Here is a 16,897-nt window from a genome sequence, read left to right on the forward strand (position 1 = left end):
ATCACCGTGATGGGCCACCGATGATGTCAGTCTAGATGGCAGCGCGCCACTCGTCGTCGTTGATGCGATGTCGGCGCATCAGCGCGACCAAAGCAGCAGCCGTGAAGGACGGTGATTTACCCCGGCGCCCTCTATGCTCAGAGCTGGCATAACGCCTCGGAGAACACGGTCATGAAAACATCGCGAACCCTATTGTGGGGACTGACAATGACGCTGGTCCCGATGCTGGCGCTGGCCTCGACACCGGCGGCGGAGGACAGCACGGCGACTCCATCGTCGCAGGCGATGAAAACGCCTGACCAGAACACCGGCGAGCTGTCCCGTCAGGGCGGCGCCAGCGGCATGGAGGATCAAAGCGGTAGCATGCAAATGGATCGCCAGAAGCAAATGCAGGACTCGCATGAACCGTCCTCTCCCGCCACCGGCACACACGGCCAGCGTCAGCAGGACGGTGCCGGCAGCATGAACCAGCACAACACCACCAAAACCGACCGGGGCACTGCCGAGATACCCGACCAGCGCACTCAGGATGACACCGCCCCGTAACCCCCGAGGCGAACCCGCACGCCTGTTTCACGATGAGGCAGGCGTATCGGCCGAGGCCGTGACCTGTACCCGGTGATTCAGCCCTGTTACCGCCAGGGCCATCACCCACCGATTCGGACATCAAGAAGGTCGCATGGTGCGTGATCTCCCTTTGTCAGGCTATCTCAGTCCAGCATGGCGACATGACCGGGTTGTGCCGCGACTCGTGTCAGCCAGGCATCAATGGCGGGATAGCCGGAGAGATCAAAACCCCCTTCATGGGCCACATGGGTGTAGGCGTACAGGGCGATATCGGCCAGCGTAAAATGATCTCCTGTCATGAAAGAGGTTTCTGTCAGCTGCTGCTCCATGACGGTAAGAGCCGCGTGCCCTTCACGTTGTCGATCAGCCAGGTCCTGGCGTCGTTCATCCGGTGTGTTCAGATAGCGCACGATAAACCGCGCCGAGGCTACGGAAGGCTCGTGACTATACTGCTCAAAAAATAGCCACTGAAGCATGCGGGCACGTTCCAGTCGTGTCGTCGGGATCAGCTCGCTGCCATCAGCCAGAAAACAGATGATGGCATTCGATTCCGCCAGACAGGTGCCATCTTCCATCTCCAGCACGGGGATCTTTCCGTTCGGGTTGCGCTGCAAGAATGCCGGTGTTCGGGTCTCCCCATTCAAAACGGACATCTCGGTCCATTGATAAGGTAGAGACAAATGGCGCATGACCAATTTTACCTTATAGCAATTGCCTGAGTGCTGATCGCCGTAGACGCGGTACATGACATCTCCTGTGTTCTGTGGCCGGAATGGCTGTCCGAATGAAACATTATCTGGATCTGGTAAAGAGCGCGCCGCTTAACCAAGCGGCCTCCTGCTCGACCATGCCTTTCTCTTTCAGTGCGTCACACACTGCGCGCCGTGTGGCCTCATCCTTGTGCTGCGCGGCCTTGTGTTTGCCGGTCAGCCGCTCAATGTGAAACTCGATGCCCACGATCGCCCGACACATGCCATCGATGTAATCCGCCGGCGCGTCGTTGATCGACCAGGGCGTGGTTTGTTCGCACTCAAACCGGTCGGTCAGCTCGGCGACATGCGAGCGCAGCCAGTCGGGGCCTTCGATAAACCGAAGCGTACCGTGTGCCTGGACGCTCAGGTAATGCCAGGTGGGTACCACCCGACCATGCTCGCGTTTGGCAGGATACCAGCTCGGTGTAATGTAGCTGTCGGGCCCATGGAACAGCGCCATGGCCTGTGTCGGTGGCGTTTTCCAGAGCGGGTTGGCACGGGCGATATGACCTTCAAGTACACCGTGGTGGCCACGTTGGGCATTGAATAGAAGCGGTAGTGGATTGGCATCGAGCCCGGCGCTTGAGACGGTCACGAGCGTGGCGAAAGGGTAGCGCGCCATCAGGGCATGCTGCGCTTCAAGGCTGGTCATTTGAAAGTGGCGGGGGAGATACATGATCAGGTGTCTCCCCGGTTGGCGATCATCATTTGAGACAGCGCCTGTCGCTGAGCGCCGTGGGCATCGAAATTATCCGGTGCCAGCCACTGCCTGTGCGCATCCGCGATAAGCGGCCATTCGTGATCAAGCAATGAGAACCAGGCCGTATCGCGATTGCGTCCGCACACCACGCGATGCTGGCGGAAAAGGCCCTCAAGGCGAAAGCCGAGCCGCTCGGCGGCGCGTCGTGACGGTGCGTTGAGCGCGTCGCACTTCCATTCCACGCGGCGATAGCCCAGCGTGAAGGCGTGATCAATCAAAAGATGCAGTGCCTCGGTGGCCATGCGGGTGCACGCCATTCGTGTAGAGAAGCTCAAATGGCCCAGCTCGATCGTGCCGTGGGCAGGGGTCATGTTGAGCCATGCGGCCACGCCCAGCGCCTGATCATGGTCCTGATCAATGAGCATCATGAAGAGTGGATCGCGGGAGGTGGCCTGACGGGTCAGCCACTCAAGACAGCTGTTTCGATCATGGAAGGGACGCCCGCCGAGATAGACCCAGCGCGAGGCGTCATCCTTCTGCCAGGCGTTGAACAGCGCTTCGCCCTGTGTCGCCACATTCAGCGGCGCCACCCGGCAGTAGCGCCCGCTCAGCGTGTCGTGACCCGGCAGCGACGGCGGTTGCCAGTCATGGATCAGGGGGCCTGTCGGAGTAGCTGATGGTGAAGGGTTCGTCATGACGTTGATCCCGGTACGGAGAGCAGGTAGGTATCGAAGGCCTCGTTTTTCTCCCACCCCAGCGATTCATACAGCGCTTTTGCGGCATGGTTGTGGGTCTGGGTGCGCAGCATTAGCGCCGCCACGCCGTGTTCGTGGGCCAGATTCGCGGCGGCCTGCATCAGTGCCCGGCCAATGCCGCGGCCGCGCGCCGGCGGGGCCACGAACAGGTCATTGAGCAGCCAGCGCGGGGCAAGACTCACCGTTGAGAGCACCGGGTAGAGCTGCACGAAAGCGTCCGTGCCGTGGCCGGCGTCGTGAACCAGCAGATAGGCGTCGCCGCGCTCAAGGCGCTCCTGAAGAAAGCCGCGACAGGCCGCTTCATCGCTTTGCTGCTGATAGAACACACGATAACCGTCCAGCAGGGTGGTCAGGGCATCGAGATCCGAAAGGGTGGCCGTTCGAACAGGGGGCATAGATCGCTCCAGGCAGGTGATGACGTTCGATCATCGTGACCGCATACTGGTTCTTCCATAAGGGCCAGTTTCAGAAAAATCAGGAGAACCGGTTGAGCCGGCTTGCACGCACTGCCTGGGTGAGCGAAGCGCTCGCCATCCGTTTGACGAGTCATCGCGATCAGGGGCTGGGACAACAGCTTTATGTCGCCCTGCGCGGCTGGATCGAATCCGGAGAGCTGGCCGCGGGCGAGGCGCTGCCGTCGTCCCGGCAACTGGCACGCGAACTTTCCATTGCTCGCAATACGGCGCTTTCGGCGCTGGATCGACTGGCTGCTGAAGGGTTTGTCGTGTCCCGACCGGGAGCGGGGCTGTTCGTGGCGCGGCTGGCGCTGGCCGAGGCGATTCATCAGGCACCGATTGCCCCACAAAAGAGGCAGCTCTCCAGACGCGGTGATGACCTGCTGGCGGACTGTGCCCTGTCGGGCGGACATCATCGCGCCTTTGCCCCCGGCATCCCGGCGCTGGATCTCTTTCCGCGCGAGCAGTGGCAGCGCCTGCTGCGCCGTCATCAGCAGCGTGCCCCCGAGTCGTGGCTGGCCTACCAGAGTGGCGGCGGCGTTAAAGCGTTGAAGACGGCACTGTATGACTATCTCCGGCTGTCGCGCTCGGTGCGCTGTACGCCTGAACAGATTCTGATCACCCAGGGCGCACAGCAGGGATTTGAGCTGATCGCGCGGATGCTGACCGATCCCGGTGACGGCGCCTGGATCGAAGAGCCCGGCTATGTTGGCGCACAGGTGGCCCTGAAAGCGGCAGGGTTATCGCTGGTGCCGGTGCCTGTCGATGCCGAGGGCATCGATATCGAGCGTGCCCCTCAGGGGGCGCCGCCGAAGCTGATCTACGTGACGCCGTCGCATCAGTACCCCAGGGGGGTAACGCTGAGCCTGTCGCGGCGACTGGCGCTGCTGGAAACGGCGCGTGCGCAGGGCAGCTGGATCATCGAGGATGATTACGACAGCGAGTTTCGCTACAGCTCGCCGCCGCTGGCCTCGCTTCAGGGGCTGATGGATCAGGCGCCGGTCATCTATGTGGGGACGTTCAGCAAGGTACTCTATCCGGGGCTGCGGCTCGGCTATCTGGTGCTGCCTGAAGCGCTGGTGGAACCCTTCCAGCGGGCCAATGCCCGGATCAACCGGGAGGGGCAGTATGCGGTGCAGGCCGCACTCGCCGAATTTATCGAGCAGGGGCATTTTTCCCGACATGTGGCGCGCATGCGTCGGGCCTATCGCTCCAGACAGGCAGCACTGCGCCGGGCGCTGGCACCGGCCGTTGATAAGGGGCTGACGCTCTCGGATGGGCACGCCGGTATGCATCTGCTGGCCGGGCTCGAGAGTGTGGCCTGCGAGCAGACACTGGTGGCGGCCGGTCGCGCCCAGGGCATCCAGCTCTCGCCGTTGTCACGCTATTTTACAGGGCCACCTGCGCAGGCCGGGCTGGTCCTGGGCTATGCTGGAAGTCATGAGCAGGACATTGCCCGAGCCGGTGACTGGCTGGCGCGGGCATGGTGCAAACAGCGTAGTAGCTAGCCGGTGAGCACCTTTGTCACGCCAAACCGTTTGCCGCATGCCTGAATTGGTATCAGCCTGGTCGCTCACGCTCGGTCAAAATACTCTCGATCAGCGTGATGAAGTCGCCAAAGGCCGGGTGGGTCAGACTCGGTGACCGATGCACTTCAAGGGTTGCAGGTGGCATGGGCGGTAGCCCTTCATCCTCGCCCAGAATCTGCCATCCCTCGGGAAGCCAGCGTCTATCCACCAGCGTGACCGTTCGAGCCTGGTTGACGATCACGCGTAGCCCGCTGGGGCTCTGGCTGGTGGCATCGATCCGCCAGTCGCGGCCCATGCCTGCAAGGGCCGTAAGGGCGCGGCGGCGGTAGATGCACTGTTCGGGAAACAGCGCCAGAGGGATGGGCCGGGTGGGGGCGAGCCTGAAATCCTGATGAGCGGCCCATACCACGTCTTCGGTGGCGATCGCTCGGCCGCTGCTCTCGGGCGTGTGCCGTACGGCCAAAACAATATCCAGAAAGCCGCGCTCGAACTGCTCCAGCAGCTCCGTCGACATGCGACAGTGAATGTGGACCTGTACCTGCGGATGTTGTGCCCCGAAGCGTGCCAGAAGCGCCGTCAGCCAGGCGTCGGCATAATCCTCGGGCAGCCCGAAGCGCAGTGTCATGGGACGCGACCGGCCCAACGCCGCGACCGCTTCCTGTTGAAGCTGTAACAGTCGGCGGGCATAGACCAAGAAAGTTTCACCGTCGCTGGTCAGTTGCACCAGACGACTGTTGCGCTCGATAAGCACGGTTGCCAGTCGCGATTCCAGCGTACGAATACGCAGACTGATGGTCGACTGGGTCCTGTGCAGATGCTTTGCTGCCGCGGTAAATCCGCCGCTTTCGGCGACCGTGACAAAGGCCATCAGCAGATCGCTGTCCAGTGCCGCCAGGTTTGAAGTATCGGTATAGCCGATGGCTGTCATTGAAATGACTCGTTTTACTGATGGTTTTATTCTGCGCAGGATAGGGCATCCCTAAATTCGTTCAATCCTCTGGCATCGCCAACCGGCGATGCTTTATTCGCTGAACGCTGGAGTGATGTCATGACGCAGACGCTGATTCCCCATATCGATCTGACGCCGCTGTTTGAAAGCGATGGAGCGCGGGCCGGGGTCATCGACGCCATTACGGATGCGGCCTGCCACTCCGGCTTCATGACCGTTGGTGTGACACCGGCCAGGCTCGATCTACCGGACGACATCCATGCTCGGCTGCTGCGTTTTTTCACTCTGGAAGCGGATGTCAAACACGACCTGGCGCGTCACAAGTTTGTGCCTGCCAATCACAACATCTATCGCGGCTATTTCCCCCCGCAGAGTGAAGACCCGACCTGGAAGGAGGGCATCGATCTGGGGCCGGACATTGCTCATCCCGAGCGGGCCCTCTCTGCAGAGCGTAATGTGATAGGTCACGATCCACTACGCGAATCGACACCGAGACCGTCAGAAGCACAGTTGCCCGGCTGGTCGGCGGATATCTCGAACTATTACGTGGCGATGGAGCGCCTCGGCCGCCAGATCGCCGAGGCACTGGCTGAAGGGCTTGGCATTTCGAAAGAGACAATGCTCACCCCCTTTGAGGCCGGCAACTCCACATTACGCTTGATTCACTATCCGGAGCGTCCGTCCGGGACGCTCGAGGCGATGCCGGCGATCGATGGTGAAGGCGGTTCGCGGCGCTGGCTGGTCGGTGTGCCGCACTTTGACAATGGCTTCATTACGCTACTGTGGCAGGATCAGGTCGGCGGGCTGCAGGTACGCACGCCGGGCGGTAGCTGGGAGGAAGTGCCGCCGCGTGAGAATGCACTGGTGGTCAACTTTGGTCGGCTGCTGGCGGACTGGTCCGGTGGGCGTATTCAGGCAACCGAACATCGCATTGTGGGCGGCACCCGCTCGCGCCACTCGATTCCGTTCTTTTTCGAGCCGGCGGTCGATGCCTTGATCGAAACACCGGATGGGGCTGGTGAGAGCGGCTATGTTTACGGCGACCGGCTATGGGCGCGGATGCTGGAATTCGTCGAGTTTCAGGGGCTGGAGCGCTTTTCGACCCGCATGCCGTAATCAGGGACTAGGGGCACGCTTTTGGTTGGCGGCTGCAGGCAAGGGTGTGGCGTCAGGCGAGGTAATTGAAAAACGTCCTGTCGCCACAGGGCGGATTAACGGTGACCAGCATGGTGCAACGCCTGCTGTAGGTAATCCCATATAACATAAACAGGAGTTTGCCTGATGTCGAAACGTATCGACTGGCCGACCTTTATTGGTGCCTTCGTGCTGCTGCTGATCGTGGCCGTACCACTTGTGCTCTTTCCCGAGGCCGGGGCCCGCTGGGTACTGGCGGCAAAGAACTTCGTCACCGAGCAGCTCGGCGTGCTTTACCTGCTGCTGGGTGTGGTCGCCATGGGTTTCATGGTGTATGTCATTTTCAGCAACTTGGGGCAGATCAAGCTGGGAGATGCCGATGAGCGCGCCGAGTTTCGGACCTGGTCGTGGGCGGCCATGCTCTTTTGTGGCGGCATCGGGGCCAGCATCCTCTACTGGTCGGTAATCGAATGGATGTATTACATCCAGAGCCCGCCGTTTGAAGTCGAACCCATGTCGAACGAGGCGGCGCGCTGGGCCTCGACCTACGGTATTTTTCACTGGGGGATCGTCACCTGGTCAATCTACCTGATCCCCTCGCTGCCGATGGCCTATTTTCTACATGTACGCAAGCGCAGCGTCCTCAAGGTCAGCCAGGCGATGCTGCCGGTGTTGGGTGAAAGGCTGGCCAACGGCTGGCTGGGCAAGCTGATCGATATCCTGTTCATCTTCGGTCTGATGGCCGGCACCGCGACTACGCTGGGGCTGGCAGCCCCGCTGATCAACGAAGGCGCTCATCAGATGTTCGATGTGCCGCTGGGGATCGGGCCACAGCTGATTGTATTGCTGGTCTGTACCGCCATTTTTGGCTGGAGCGCCTGGTCGGGGCTCAAGAAAGGCATCAAGATCCTGTCCGACATCAATCTGTGGCTGGCCATTGGCCTGCTGATTTTCGTGTTCGTGCTCGGGCCGACGCTGTTCATGGCCAATACCGGCCTGGATGCCATCGGGCGCATGCTGTCCAACCTGATCCGTATGGCCACCTGGACCGAACCCTTTGGCGGCATTGACGGATTTCCCGATTCCAGTTTCCCACAGGACTGGACCATGTTCTATTGGGCCTGGTGGCTGGTGTTCTCACCTACCATGGGGTTTTTTGTCGCACGCATTTCACGCGGGCGCACCGTTCGTCAGATGGTCGCTGGAGGTATCTTTTTTGGCAGTCTCGGCTGTGCGGCCTTCTTTATTACCCTGGGCAACTTCGGCCTCTATATGCAGATGACCGGCCAGCTGGACGCCGTCTCGATTCTCAATGACCAGGGGCCGACGGCGGCCATGTTTGCCGTACTCCATGAGCTGCCCATGGCCTGGGTCGCCATTGCCGCCTTCACCGTGCTGGCCGTTTTGTTTACCGCCACGAGCTTCGATTCCACGTCCTACATACTGGCCGCCGCTGTCGAAACACAAATGGAAGGCGGCGAGCCGATGCGCTGGAACCGCCTGTTCTGGGCGATCTCGCTGTCGATTCTGCCGGCAGTACTGATGTGGCTGGGCGGTCTGGAAACGCTGCAGACAGCTAGCGTGGTCGGCGGGGTGCCGCTGCTGCCGATTGCGGTGCTTTTGATGGTCTCCTTCGTGCGGGCGGCCAAATATGATCTGCGCTATCAACCGGATTACAGCGATCCCGAGATCAGCATCGAAGAATTTCCGCGTCATGATCCCTGGACCGACAAGGGAGACTGGGACAATACCGGCGCTGAGACGACCGAGCGCTGAGCGTATCGGGGCATGGTTCCGGAGCGCGTCGCAAACAGTCGAGCGAGAGAGTATGCGGACATCGCGACGCGCGCTTCCGGGGAACTGCCGAACGGACCGAAACCGGTCTATGCTAATGGTCATGAGAAACGCATGATTCGGGCCGTTGCTGGCCCGGGCATCGCACAGTCTTCAATGCTCGGTTTTTCAGCATCAGGAGGGGCATCATGGCCGGTGGCTGGACACGAGATGGCGCAGTACAGGATCAAATCGACGATACCGTGGAAGAGGGGGTCGCACGGGCGCGCAGTCATCTGCAAAACAAGGGTGAGAGCCTGATGTACTGTGAAGCTTGCGAGGCGCCCATTCCCGAGCGCCGGCGCGAGCTGGTGCCGGGCGTGCGGCTATGCGTGAACTGCCAGGCCGAGGAGGACCGCCACACGAGTCGGACCTCGGGCTTCAATCGTCGCGGCAGCAAGGACAGCCAGCTGCGCTGATCCCGGGTGCTTTCAAAAAACCGGGCCTGGCTGGCGGGCCCGGTTTTTTTTCACATTTCACGCTATTTGCTTATTTCGAGCATAAGTCAGGCGCGCTATGCTGGCGGCCCTCTATTAATCCCGGGAGCAAGGCGAAAATGACCACGGCGCGCTGGATCGGAGTGGTATGGCTATCGGTAATTCCAGCCATTGTGTTGCCCTTTACGCTGCTTTCAAGGGTACAGGCCTGGTATGGCAGCTTTCTGCTCTGGTGCGTGCTGGGACTCATGGTCATCGTGCTCAATGTACTGGCCACACGCCAGTTCAATGCTCCTGCCCAGAGAGATAATGAGGGCGCCGGTCATGAGTGAGTCGCTGATCTGGAGCGCCGTGGCACTTTATCTGGTGGTGTCCCTGATCGTCGCCTGGCGCTCGCGGCAGGGGCAGGGCACCGGCATGGCCGATTACTTTCTGGGCAGCCGTCAGATGGGCGGGATGGTCTCGGCGTTGAGCTACAGCGCCACGACCTACAGTGCCTTCATGATGGTGGGGCTTGCCGGGCTGACCTATGCCGGCGGCGTGGGCGCGCTGGGCTTCGAGATCCTCTATTTTGCCGGGGTATCGCTGGTGGCGATCTTTGGGCCGCGCTTCTGGGCGGTGGGCCGCCACTTCGGTTTCGTGACGCCCGGTGAGATGCTCGGCCATCGCTATGAAAGTCGCGGCGTCGCGGTGGCGGTGGCGCTGACCAGCTGCCTGTTTCTGATCCCTTATGCTTCGGTGCAGCTGGCAGGCGTCGGCTATCTGCTCTCCGGCATGAGCGGCGGGGCGGTGTCGTTTACCACCGGCGTGGTGGTGGCCACGCTGCTGGCGATTCTTTTCTCGCGGATTGCCGGCATGCGCTCGGTGGCCTGGACCGATTCTCTCCAAGCGCTGTTCATGATTGTGGCCTCAACGCTGGTCGCGCTGCTGGTGGTTCATGAGCTGGGCGGGTTTGGTGTCCTCTTCGATCGGCTGGCCCGTGCGCATCCGCAGTCGCTGGTGGTGCCGGGCAACGGTGTGTTCAGCCTGATCAACTTTCTGGGGCTGACCCTGCCGTGGTTCTTTTTCAGCCTGTCCAACCCTCAGGTCAGCCAGCGCCTGTTCATGCCGAAGGATCTCTCCGCAATGCGGCGTATGCTGCTGGGCTTTCTGGTGTTCGGCTTTATCTACACGCTGGTGTCGGTGCTGTGGGGGTTTTCGGCGCTGGTCGCCTTCCCCTCGCTTGAAAGCGCCGATCTGGCCACGCCGACGCTTCTGGCCTCCAGCCATGTGCCGCCCGTGCTGGGGGTGATCGTGATGGTGGGCATCCTGGCCGCGGCGGTATCGACCATTGATTCGATTATGCTGACGCTGGCATCGATGATTGCACGCGATCTGCGGTCATCTTCAAAAGGCAGCGAACAGGCTCAGCTCAAACTGGGTAAATGGGTGATGCCCGTGATTGCGCTGATCGCGCTGGGCTTTGCCGAGCTGCGCCTTGATCTGATCGCGGTGCTGTCGGTGGCGTCATCCAGCGGGCTGGTGGTGGCCGTGCCGGCTATCGTGGGGGCCTTTTTCTGGCGCCGTGGAACGGCGACCGGCGCGCTGGTGAGCATTGTCGGTGCAGGGGCGCTGGTGCTGGCAAGCTTTGTCACCGGCATCAAGCCGCTGGGACTGCCGGCGGGGCTCTGGGGGCTGCCGATGGCCACGATCCTGTATCTTGGGGCCAGTCTGGTGACCCGGCCGCCTCGTGACGGCGCACGGTTCATGCAGATTGCCAACCGTCAGCACAGCAGATCCCGGTAATGACAACGCCGCCCAATGGGCGGCGTTTTTTATCAGGTGCGGGGTTATCCGAGGCGGGCCATCAGGCGACCAGACGTGTCCGGATCAGGCGCGTGACCAGCCAGGCGCGCAGCTGGGAGAGTTCATCGGCGCAGAACTCGTTGCCCATGGCGTGGGCGTGATAGTCGACGCTGTAACCCATGCGAGTAAAGGCATCCGCGCGCTGACGTGCCGAGGCTTCGCCCACGACCGGGTCCTGGCGACCGTGGTGCATGGTGATCAGCAGGTGACGGTTGGCATCATGGGTATTGGAAGGCATCGTGCCCAGCGCCGTGGAAAGCATCATCAGCCCGCCCAGACCCTTGCGATAGCCCAGCGCGGTCTGCGCGGCGATATCGGCCCCCTGACCAAACCCGCCCAGAATAATGCGACTGGCATCAATGCCCTCGGCCAGTGCGCTTTCGATGCGCATCTCGACCTGATGCACGGCATCCACCATCTGCTGCTGGGCATGACCGCCGGCGTTCTCCCCCGGTGCGGCGTCATACCAGGCACTGGCGCGTGCCCCTTGGCGACATTCGAGCTGACGCATCGGGGCGCCGGGCAGCACGAAGCGCACATTGCTGCCGGCCGGCAGGGCGAGCGCATGAAACAGCGGTTCGAAGTCATAGCCGCTGCCACCCTGACCGTGCAGGAAGATAACGCAGGCATCCGCCGGGCGGCCGCTGGCGGGTTCGATGATCGAGGACTGGGCAAAGGACATGTCGACACCTTGAGAGACTGTGGAAGCGATGTCTCAAGGATGACGCCGGAGCGGTCTCATATCCGTGCCGTAAAAGGCGATCAGCCCGAAAGGCACGCTGGTTAATCACGCCGGCATGGCAGGTATGGCATCTGTCATGCCGGCGTCCCCTGTAATCGACTCATGAGGCTGGCCCCGGGGCATCATTTTGACTGGCCCGACGTACTGGCAGCGCCCCCGCCTGAGCTGAGGGTAATCCGGGCGCTGTGCGCTGCGATCGGTCAGCAGCAGTGGTGCCTGCGTCACGGTGTCGTGCTCGCCGGCCACGGCAGTCATCTCGCCGTCCACCGAGACGATCATCGAGCCGCCGGTGAATTCGAAGGCCTCACCGGTGCCTGTCTGATTGACGTAGACATGAGCGCGGGTGTTCTCGATGGCGCGCGCCATGGCAAACAGATGGTGGTCCATGCCAAAGGGCGTCATGTTGGCGGAGATCGTCACCAGCGCTTTGGCACCTGCCTGTGACAGGGCGCGGGCCACCTCAGGAAACTCCATGTCGAAGCAGATCATCAGCCCCAGGCGGTGCCCGTCGAGTTCGACGGTGATCAGTTCATCACCGGCAACGAAGGCCTCAAGTTCAGCGCCGAACAGATGCGTCTTGCGATAGATGCCGGCCAGCTCGCCATGGCGATCGATGCAGAAGGCGGAATTGGCGATGCCGCCACGATAGTGCTCGGCGGCGCCAAAAATGATGGCGAGACCGCACTGTCTGGCGTGATCACGCAGTTCCTGCAGCATCGGGTGCCGGGCGTCGATGGCATGCATGTCGGGCGTACGCGTGGTATAGCCGCCCAGGAAAAGCTCCGGAAAGACCACCAGATCCGCCTCGCGATGCTGCTCCATGGTTTCCATCATGCGCGTCAGGTTGGCCCGGGCATCGTTGACGACGGGCGCAAACTGCGCCAGCGCCACCTGCAGAAGGGAGGTTGTCATGATCGTCACTCCTAGAGTTGATCGGCCTGTTCAAGCTGCATGCGCGGTGGGGGCTGACGAAAGCCGCGTGTCAGTACGGCCAGCCAGAGCACGCCCAGCGCCAGCCAGATGCCGCCGATGAGGCGGGCATCGATGTCCAGACTCATCAGCAGATAGAAGTTGACGATGGCACCGGCCAGCGGCAACACCACCCAGCCGAGTATTGCGCCGACGCCATGGCTCGGGCGATGGCGCCGGTAGTGCATGATGGTGCTGAGATTGACCAGAATGAAGGCGCTGAAAGCCCCGAAATTGATAAATGATGCCGAGGTGGTGACGTCCATGAAAAGCCCGACCAAGCCGGTCAGACCGATTAAAACGATGCCGACTACCGGGGGTTTATAGCGCGGCGACAGATAACTCAGCGATTTCGGCAGCACCCCGTCCCGGTCCATGGTAAAGAGAAGGCGCGAGGCCCCGGCCTGTATGGCCAGCCCACAGGCGAACTGCCCGATGATCAGCCCGGCCAGCAACACGGCGGCGAACAGGTTGCCACCGACCAGGCGTGCCAGCTCCAGGGCGGCGGAATCGACGTTGGCAAACGTCGTGCCGGGATGGATCAGCTGGGCCACCCAGGCCACGCTGACAAACAGGAGGCCGAAAAAGGCCACCACGATCAGCATCGCCCGAGGGATGGTGCGACGCGGGTCATGGGTCTCCTCGGTCAGAAGCGTCAGGCCGTCAAAGCCGATGAAGGAGTAGGCCGCCACCGCCGCCGTGGCCAGTGCGGCAAACGTGGTGCCCTGATTGAAAAAGGGTGACAGCAGCGTGGCACCGGTCTCGTGGCCGGCAAAATGGGCCAGACTCAGCACTGCAAGGATCACGATCACCAGCAGCTGAAAGGCCACCAGCAGATAGTTCGCTTTCGCGGCCACCTGAATACCGATGATGTTGAGCAGCGTGGTGGGCACGATAAAGGCGACAATCCAGATCCCGAGAGGGATGGCCGGAAACTGTTCGGCCAGATACGCCGCCCCGATCAGCCAAACCACCAGCGGAATGAAGAAATAATCCAGCAAAATCAGCCAGCCGGTCAAAAATCCGAGCCGTGGGCCCATTTCCATGCCGACATAGGTATAGGCAGAGCCGGCGCTTTGATAATGCACCAACGCCATGCGGCCATAGCTCCAGGCCGTGAAGATCATGGCCATCAGCGTGATCAGATACGCCGTGGGGGCCGTGCCGTTGGAGAGTTCAATGATGATGCCGATGGTCGCCAGCGCGATCAGCGGGGTGACCCAAGCCACTCCGATAATGACCACACCCGGCAGATTCAGCGTACGTTCAAGCGTTCTGGATGAGGGGGATGTGTCAGTCATGAAGCCCCCGAACGGTTCGGTGTTATCGATTGTTGTGGTGTCCGATGCTGCCAGCCTGTTACCCGGAACGGGTCGTGAACATGTCCTGCATGATGCGATCGTTGTACGCGCGGCCGTAGCGTTTGAGAGCAAAGGCGTACATGGCGAGCCCGAGCAGCATCCAGCCGCCAAAGATGGCCCACTCGATGCCCGTCAGCGCCGAGGGGCTGCCCGGCAGGTACAAACACACCATGCCCAGGGACAGCAGTGCTGCTGCCAGAACGCCGATCGGCATGCCGGCGCGCACCTGAAATGGCCGCGGCATGACACTGCAGAGGGGCGTCGGGCATGAAAGTGATCCGCGACACGTTCAGGGGTGAGCATGGCGACGAGCCAGTCGTAATGGCCTGGCTGAAAGACAAACACCGCAATATTGAGATGGTTGCCCTTGTCATCGGCCCGAGCATGAGCGTAATCCGCAGTAGCACCGAGGCGGACAGGGCGTTGGCTGCGCAGGACATGGCGAGGCTCCTTAATACCAGGCAAGGAAGGTGGAAACGGCGTGACGGTCGATCATGAAGTCCTCGGTGCGCAGTGATTCGACCAGATGGGTGCGAATACCGCCGCCACCGGCTGTACCGTTGGTATAGAGGGATTCAAAGTCGTCAAGCAGCGCCTGAATGGCCCCGCGGTCGCGATCCACCACCCCCAGACGAAGGCGAACGTCATCGACACCATCCTCGATTTCCGGGCGCTGGCTGATCACCGCGCCTGCGGCGTCGCCGAGCACGCTGTAAACGCCGACAATATCCAGTCGCGGTGCCAGGTTCGGGGTCAGTTCGGCGGCGCGAGTCATCACGATCTCCCGCGCCAGTTGCGCTCGGGCCAGGGCGCGAGGGCCGGCATAGGAGATTCCGGCTTCGCCGAACCACAGGCCTGTGAGCCCCAGGTTGCCCTTGAGGATCGTCGGTGGCGGATGGCCATGAATGTCGCGGACTTCTACCCGGTTGTTGCCGTGATCGATGACCTGTGCCCGGCTGACGTCCATCACGCCATCCGGCGTCAGGTAGGCGGCCGGATCATGAATTTCATACAGCAGCTGCTCCTTGACGGTGCGAGCACTGACCATGCCGCCGGTGCCGGCAGTTTTGGTGACGATCAGTTGACCCTCTGCCCCCAGCTCGATGATCGGGCAGCCCGGATGTGCCGGGTCAGGGACGGGGTTGGTGATCGGGTCGGCAAAATAGCCCCCGGTGATCTGTGTGCAGCACTCCAGCAGGTGGCCGGTCGCCAGCGCGATAGCAGTCAGCTCGGGGTCCTCGGCTGACCAGCCCAGCCCATGACGGATGGCGCCGACGGCCATCGAGGGGTCCGCCACGCGACCGCACAGCACAATATCGGCGCCTTCTTCCAGCGCCTGCTGAATGTGCTCGGCGCCGATATAGACGTTGCAGGACACCACGTCATCCAGCACCACACTCGCCGGCAGCCACTCCGGGGCGGGCGTGGCACCCAGCTGCTCGACAAGGTCATCGCCGAGCACACAGGCAATGCGGGCGTCGTGAAAACCCTGGTCATCCAGCCAGCCTCTCAGACGACGGGCGGCCGCGACGGGATGGGCCGCGCCGCCGTTGGTAATGACAGGAATTCGGCCTGCCAGACAGATGGGCAGGATCGGTTCAAGGAAGTCAAATAGTCGAAGTGCGTAGCCGGACGTGCTGTCGTCGTAACGCCTTTGCTGACACTGGGCCAGCGTGCGCTCGGCAAGAAGTTCAAGGGCCAGGTAGCGCGGCCCGTGGCGCGATGCTAGGTCCCGGGCCAGCGCCAGCGCCGCCTGCGGGCGATCACCGGCAAAGCCGGCACCATAACCGATGTGCAGTGTCGTTTGATCGGGGCAGTGATCCGTCATGGGCCTCATATCCATTCATCAGGAGGCCTTTGACCATGGTGTAGTGCCGCTGCCGTGACCAGCTGCTTTATTTTATGAGCCTATCGGCAATGGTTATGGAGCAGTTCATGTTCGCACGACGGCAGTTGCAGGGCTTTGTCAGCGTGGCGGAGCTGGGCAGCTTCACCCGCGCTGCCGAATACGTTCACCTTTCCCAGCCGGCCCTGTCGTCGTCCATCAGAAAGCTTGAGGCGCTGCTGGGCATCGCCCTGTTCACGCGGGATACGCGAAGCGTGACGCTGACCTCGGGTGGCCGACACTTTCTGGGCCACGCCCAGCGGATTCTGGCCGACATGGACCGGGCGCTGGAGGACGCCCGGGACATGGCGCATCTGCGCCAGGGACATCTGCGTCTTGCGGTGCTGCCTTCGGTGGCCTCTTCCCTGCTGCCCGGGGTGATGGCACGCTTTTGTGAGCGCCATCCCCAGGTGGACATCAGCGTGCGGGATGGTCTGGCGGGAGACATACAGACATGGGTATGTGATGCGAGCGTGGATATTGGCCTGACGTCTCGACCCAAGGCGTACAGCGCGCTGGATTTTTAGCCGCTCTGGCAGGACGAGCTCATCGCCGTTGTCCCAGCAAGCCAGGGCGCTGGCCGGGACTGGCAGACCTGCTCGCATGCACTGCCCTACATCGCCCTGACCGCCCACACCAGCACTCGTCCACTGGCAGACCGGGCGCTCAAGCAGGCAGGCCTGTCACTGGTGCCGGGCTGGGAGCTGGCTCAGATGAGCAGCACCATTGCCATGGTGAGAGAAGGGCTTGGCTATACCCTGCTGCCGGCGTCGTGCATCGAAGTGTTCAATCTGGGCAGTGAGGTCACCACGTACCGGGTCGAGGGTGTGTCACGCGAGCTCGGCTGCTTGTGGCGTCGTCCGGTTCAGCCAGGGCCTGTTATCGAAGCCTTTATGACCCTGCTGCAGGAAAGCATCGATCGCGTGCCGGGCGCGCGCCCGGCGGCCGTACGTCTGGAAAGCCTCAAGTAACTCTATTGCCGGA

17 protein-coding genes and 1 pseudogene are annotated in these 16,897 nt (G+C 61.9%); 8 read left to right on the top strand and 10 right to left on the bottom strand.

What is annotated here, in order from left to right; all coding sequences use genetic code 11:
• Nucleotides 1-171: 171 nt before the first annotated feature.
• Nucleotides 172-546, top strand: a complete 375-nt coding sequence (locus Q0931_RS05465) for a hypothetical protein (protein ID WP_299258048.1) — start codon at nucleotides 172-174, stop codon at nucleotides 544-546.
• A gap of 164 nt (nucleotides 547-710) precedes the next feature.
• On the opposite strand, the gene Q0931_RS05470 is transcribed toward Q0931_RS05465, so the two are convergent.
• The 4 genes from Q0931_RS05470 to Q0931_RS05485 are packed head-to-tail and all read right to left on the bottom strand — an operon-like array spanning nucleotide 711 to nucleotide 3,169.
• Nucleotides 711-1,313, bottom strand: a complete 603-nt coding sequence (locus Q0931_RS05470; RefSeq protein WP_299258050.1) for a glutathione S-transferase family protein — start codon at nucleotides 1,311-1,313, stop codon at nucleotides 711-713.
• A 46-nt stretch (nucleotides 1,314-1,359) separates the two neighbouring features.
• Nucleotides 1,360-1,995, bottom strand: a complete 636-nt coding sequence (locus Q0931_RS05475) for an FMN-binding negative transcriptional regulator (RefSeq protein WP_299258052.1) — start codon at nucleotides 1,993-1,995, stop codon at nucleotides 1,360-1,362.
• A 2-nt stretch (nucleotides 1,996-1,997) separates the two neighbouring features.
• Nucleotides 1,998-2,714, bottom strand: a complete 717-nt coding sequence (locus tag Q0931_RS05480) for a GNAT family protein (RefSeq protein WP_299258054.1) — start codon at nucleotides 2,712-2,714, stop codon at nucleotides 1,998-2,000.
• Nucleotides 2,711-3,169 carry a GNAT family N-acetyltransferase gene (locus Q0931_RS05485; protein WP_299258056.1) on the bottom strand — a complete coding sequence of 153 codons (459 nt, stop codon included), beginning with the start codon at nucleotides 3,167-3,169 and terminating at the stop codon, nucleotides 2,711-2,713. The genes Q0931_RS05480 and Q0931_RS05485 overlap by 4 nt, the downstream gene beginning before the upstream one ends.
• A gap of 92 nt (nucleotides 3,170-3,261) precedes the next feature.
• On the opposite strand from Q0931_RS05485, the gene Q0931_RS05490 reads away from it, so the two are divergent.
• Nucleotides 3,262-4,737 (top strand): PLP-dependent aminotransferase family protein, encoded by a 1,476-nt coding sequence (locus tag Q0931_RS05490; RefSeq protein WP_299258058.1) that lies wholly within the window; start codon nucleotides 3,262-3,264, stop codon nucleotides 4,735-4,737.
• A 52-nt stretch (nucleotides 4,738-4,789) separates the two neighbouring features.
• On the opposite strand, the gene Q0931_RS05495 is transcribed toward Q0931_RS05490, so the two are convergent.
• Nucleotides 4,790-5,686, bottom strand: a complete 897-nt coding sequence (locus Q0931_RS05495) for a LysR substrate-binding domain-containing protein (RefSeq protein WP_299258060.1) — start codon at nucleotides 5,684-5,686, stop codon at nucleotides 4,790-4,792.
• Nucleotides 5,687-5,806: 120 nt separating this feature from the next.
• Between Q0931_RS05495 and Q0931_RS05500 the strand changes: the two genes are divergently transcribed.
• The 5 genes from Q0931_RS05500 (at nucleotide 5,807) to Q0931_RS05520 (ending at nucleotide 10,896) form a co-directional block, all read left to right on the top strand.
• Nucleotides 5,807-6,823 (top strand): 2OG-Fe(II) oxygenase family protein, encoded by a 1,017-nt coding sequence (locus tag Q0931_RS05500; protein WP_299258062.1) that lies wholly within the window; start codon nucleotides 5,807-5,809, stop codon nucleotides 6,821-6,823.
• A gap of 165 nt (nucleotides 6,824-6,988) precedes the next feature.
• The gene (locus tag Q0931_RS05505; protein ID WP_299258064.1) at nucleotides 6,989-8,617 is read left to right on the top strand and encodes a BCCT family transporter; all 1,629 of its coding nucleotides are present in this window, start codon (nucleotides 6,989-6,991) and stop codon (nucleotides 8,615-8,617) included.
• A 206-nt stretch (nucleotides 8,618-8,823) separates the two neighbouring features.
• Entirely contained in the window at nucleotides 8,824-9,093 is a 270-nt protein-coding gene (locus Q0931_RS05510; RefSeq protein ID WP_299258066.1) for a DksA/TraR family C4-type zinc finger protein, read from the top strand.
• Between the two features lie 137 nt (nucleotides 9,094-9,230).
• Nucleotides 9,231-9,443, top strand: a complete 213-nt coding sequence (locus Q0931_RS05515; protein WP_299258068.1) for a hypothetical protein — start codon at nucleotides 9,231-9,233, stop codon at nucleotides 9,441-9,443.
• Entirely contained in the window at nucleotides 9,436-10,896 is a 1,461-nt protein-coding gene (locus tag Q0931_RS05520; RefSeq protein WP_299258070.1) for a sodium:solute symporter family protein, read from the top strand. Before Q0931_RS05515 ends, Q0931_RS05520 begins: the two co-directional genes overlap by 8 nt.
• Nucleotides 10,897-10,957: 61 nt before the next feature.
• Here Q0931_RS05520 and Q0931_RS05525 read toward each other — a convergent pair whose 3' ends face one another.
• From Q0931_RS05525 to Q0931_RS05545, 5 genes are all read right to left on the bottom strand, one after another.
• Nucleotides 10,958-11,638: an alpha/beta hydrolase gene (locus Q0931_RS05525; protein WP_299258072.1), complete on the bottom strand. Its 681-nt coding sequence runs from the start codon at nucleotides 11,636-11,638 to the stop codon at nucleotides 10,958-10,960.
• Nucleotides 11,639-11,743: 105 nt separating this feature from the next.
• A complete protein-coding gene (locus Q0931_RS05530; protein ID WP_299258074.1) occupies nucleotides 11,744-12,610 on the bottom strand; it encodes a nitrilase-related carbon-nitrogen hydrolase in 867 nt (288 codons plus the stop codon).
• A gap of 11 nt (nucleotides 12,611-12,621) precedes the next feature.
• Nucleotides 12,622-13,968: an APC family permease gene (locus tag Q0931_RS05535; protein ID WP_299258076.1), complete on the bottom strand. Its 1,347-nt coding sequence runs from the start codon at nucleotides 13,966-13,968 to the stop codon at nucleotides 12,622-12,624.
• A gap of 58 nt (nucleotides 13,969-14,026) precedes the next feature.
• A complete protein-coding gene (locus Q0931_RS05540) occupies nucleotides 14,027-14,272 on the bottom strand; it encodes a hypothetical protein (RefSeq protein WP_299258078.1) in 246 nt (81 codons plus the stop codon).
• A gap of 207 nt (nucleotides 14,273-14,479) precedes the next feature.
• On the bottom strand, nucleotides 14,480-15,856 hold the full coding sequence (locus Q0931_RS05545) for an acyclic terpene utilization AtuA family protein (RefSeq protein ID WP_299258080.1): 1,377 nt from the start codon (nucleotides 15,854-15,856) through the stop codon (nucleotides 14,480-14,482).
• A gap of 107 nt (nucleotides 15,857-15,963) precedes the next feature.
• On the opposite strand from Q0931_RS05545, the pseudogene Q0931_RS05550 reads away from it, so the two are divergent.
• A pseudogene (locus Q0931_RS05550) lies at nucleotides 15,964-16,884 on the top strand (LysR family transcriptional regulator).
• The last annotated feature ends 13 nt before the right edge of the window (nucleotides 16,885-16,897 follow it).

The sequence above is a fragment of the uncultured Kushneria sp. genome, from assembly GCF_947497025.1.
Lineage (GTDB): Bacteria > Pseudomonadota > Gammaproteobacteria > Pseudomonadales > Halomonadaceae > Kushneria.

What these genes read in the sequence shown, in the direction of transcription:
- Q0931_RS05465 (WP_299258048.1), top strand. Translation starts at nt 172, where the DNA reads ATGAAAACATCGCGAACCCTATTGTGGGGACTGACAATGACGCTGGTC.
- Q0931_RS05470 (WP_299258050.1), bottom strand. Translation starts at nt 1,313, where the DNA reads ATGTACCGCGTCTACGGCGATCAGCACTCAGGCAATTGCTATAAGGTA.
- Q0931_RS05475 (WP_299258052.1), bottom strand. Translation starts at nt 1,995, where the DNA reads ATGTATCTCCCCCGCCACTTTCAAATGACCAGCCTTGAAGCGCAGCAT.
- Q0931_RS05480 (WP_299258054.1), bottom strand. Translation starts at nt 2,714, where the DNA reads ATGACGAACCCTTCACCATCAGCTACTCCGACAGGCCCCCTGATCCAT.
- Q0931_RS05485 (WP_299258056.1), bottom strand. Translation starts at nt 3,169, where the DNA reads ATGCCCCCTGTTCGAACGGCCACCCTTTCGGATCTCGATGCCCTGACC.
- Q0931_RS05495 (WP_299258060.1), bottom strand. Translation starts at nt 5,686, where the DNA reads ATGACAGCCATCGGCTATACCGATACTTCAAACCTGGCGGCACTGGAC.
- Q0931_RS05500 (WP_299258062.1), top strand. Translation starts at nt 5,807, where the DNA reads ATGACGCAGACGCTGATTCCCCATATCGATCTGACGCCGCTGTTTGAA.
- Q0931_RS05505 (WP_299258064.1), top strand. Translation starts at nt 6,989, where the DNA reads ATGTCGAAACGTATCGACTGGCCGACCTTTATTGGTGCCTTCGTGCTG.
- Q0931_RS05510 (WP_299258066.1), top strand. Translation starts at nt 8,824, where the DNA reads ATGGCCGGTGGCTGGACACGAGATGGCGCAGTACAGGATCAAATCGAC.
- Q0931_RS05515 (WP_299258068.1), top strand. Translation starts at nt 9,231, where the DNA reads ATGACCACGGCGCGCTGGATCGGAGTGGTATGGCTATCGGTAATTCCA.
- Q0931_RS05520 (WP_299258070.1), top strand. Translation starts at nt 9,436, where the DNA reads ATGAGTGAGTCGCTGATCTGGAGCGCCGTGGCACTTTATCTGGTGGTG.
- Q0931_RS05525 (WP_299258072.1), bottom strand. Translation starts at nt 11,638, where the DNA reads ATGTCCTTTGCCCAGTCCTCGATCATCGAACCCGCCAGCGGCCGCCCG.
- Q0931_RS05530 (WP_299258074.1), bottom strand. Translation starts at nt 12,610, where the DNA reads ATGACAACCTCCCTTCTGCAGGTGGCGCTGGCGCAGTTTGCGCCCGTC.
- Q0931_RS05535 (WP_299258076.1), bottom strand. Translation starts at nt 13,968, where the DNA reads ATGACTGACACATCCCCCTCATCCAGAACGCTTGAACGTACGCTGAAT.
- Q0931_RS05540 (WP_299258078.1), bottom strand. Translation starts at nt 14,272, where the DNA reads ATGCCGCGGCCATTTCAGGTGCGCGCCGGCATGCCGATCGGCGTTCTG.
- Q0931_RS05545 (WP_299258080.1), bottom strand. Translation starts at nt 15,856, where the DNA reads ATGACGGATCACTGCCCCGATCAAACGACACTGCACATCGGTTATGGT.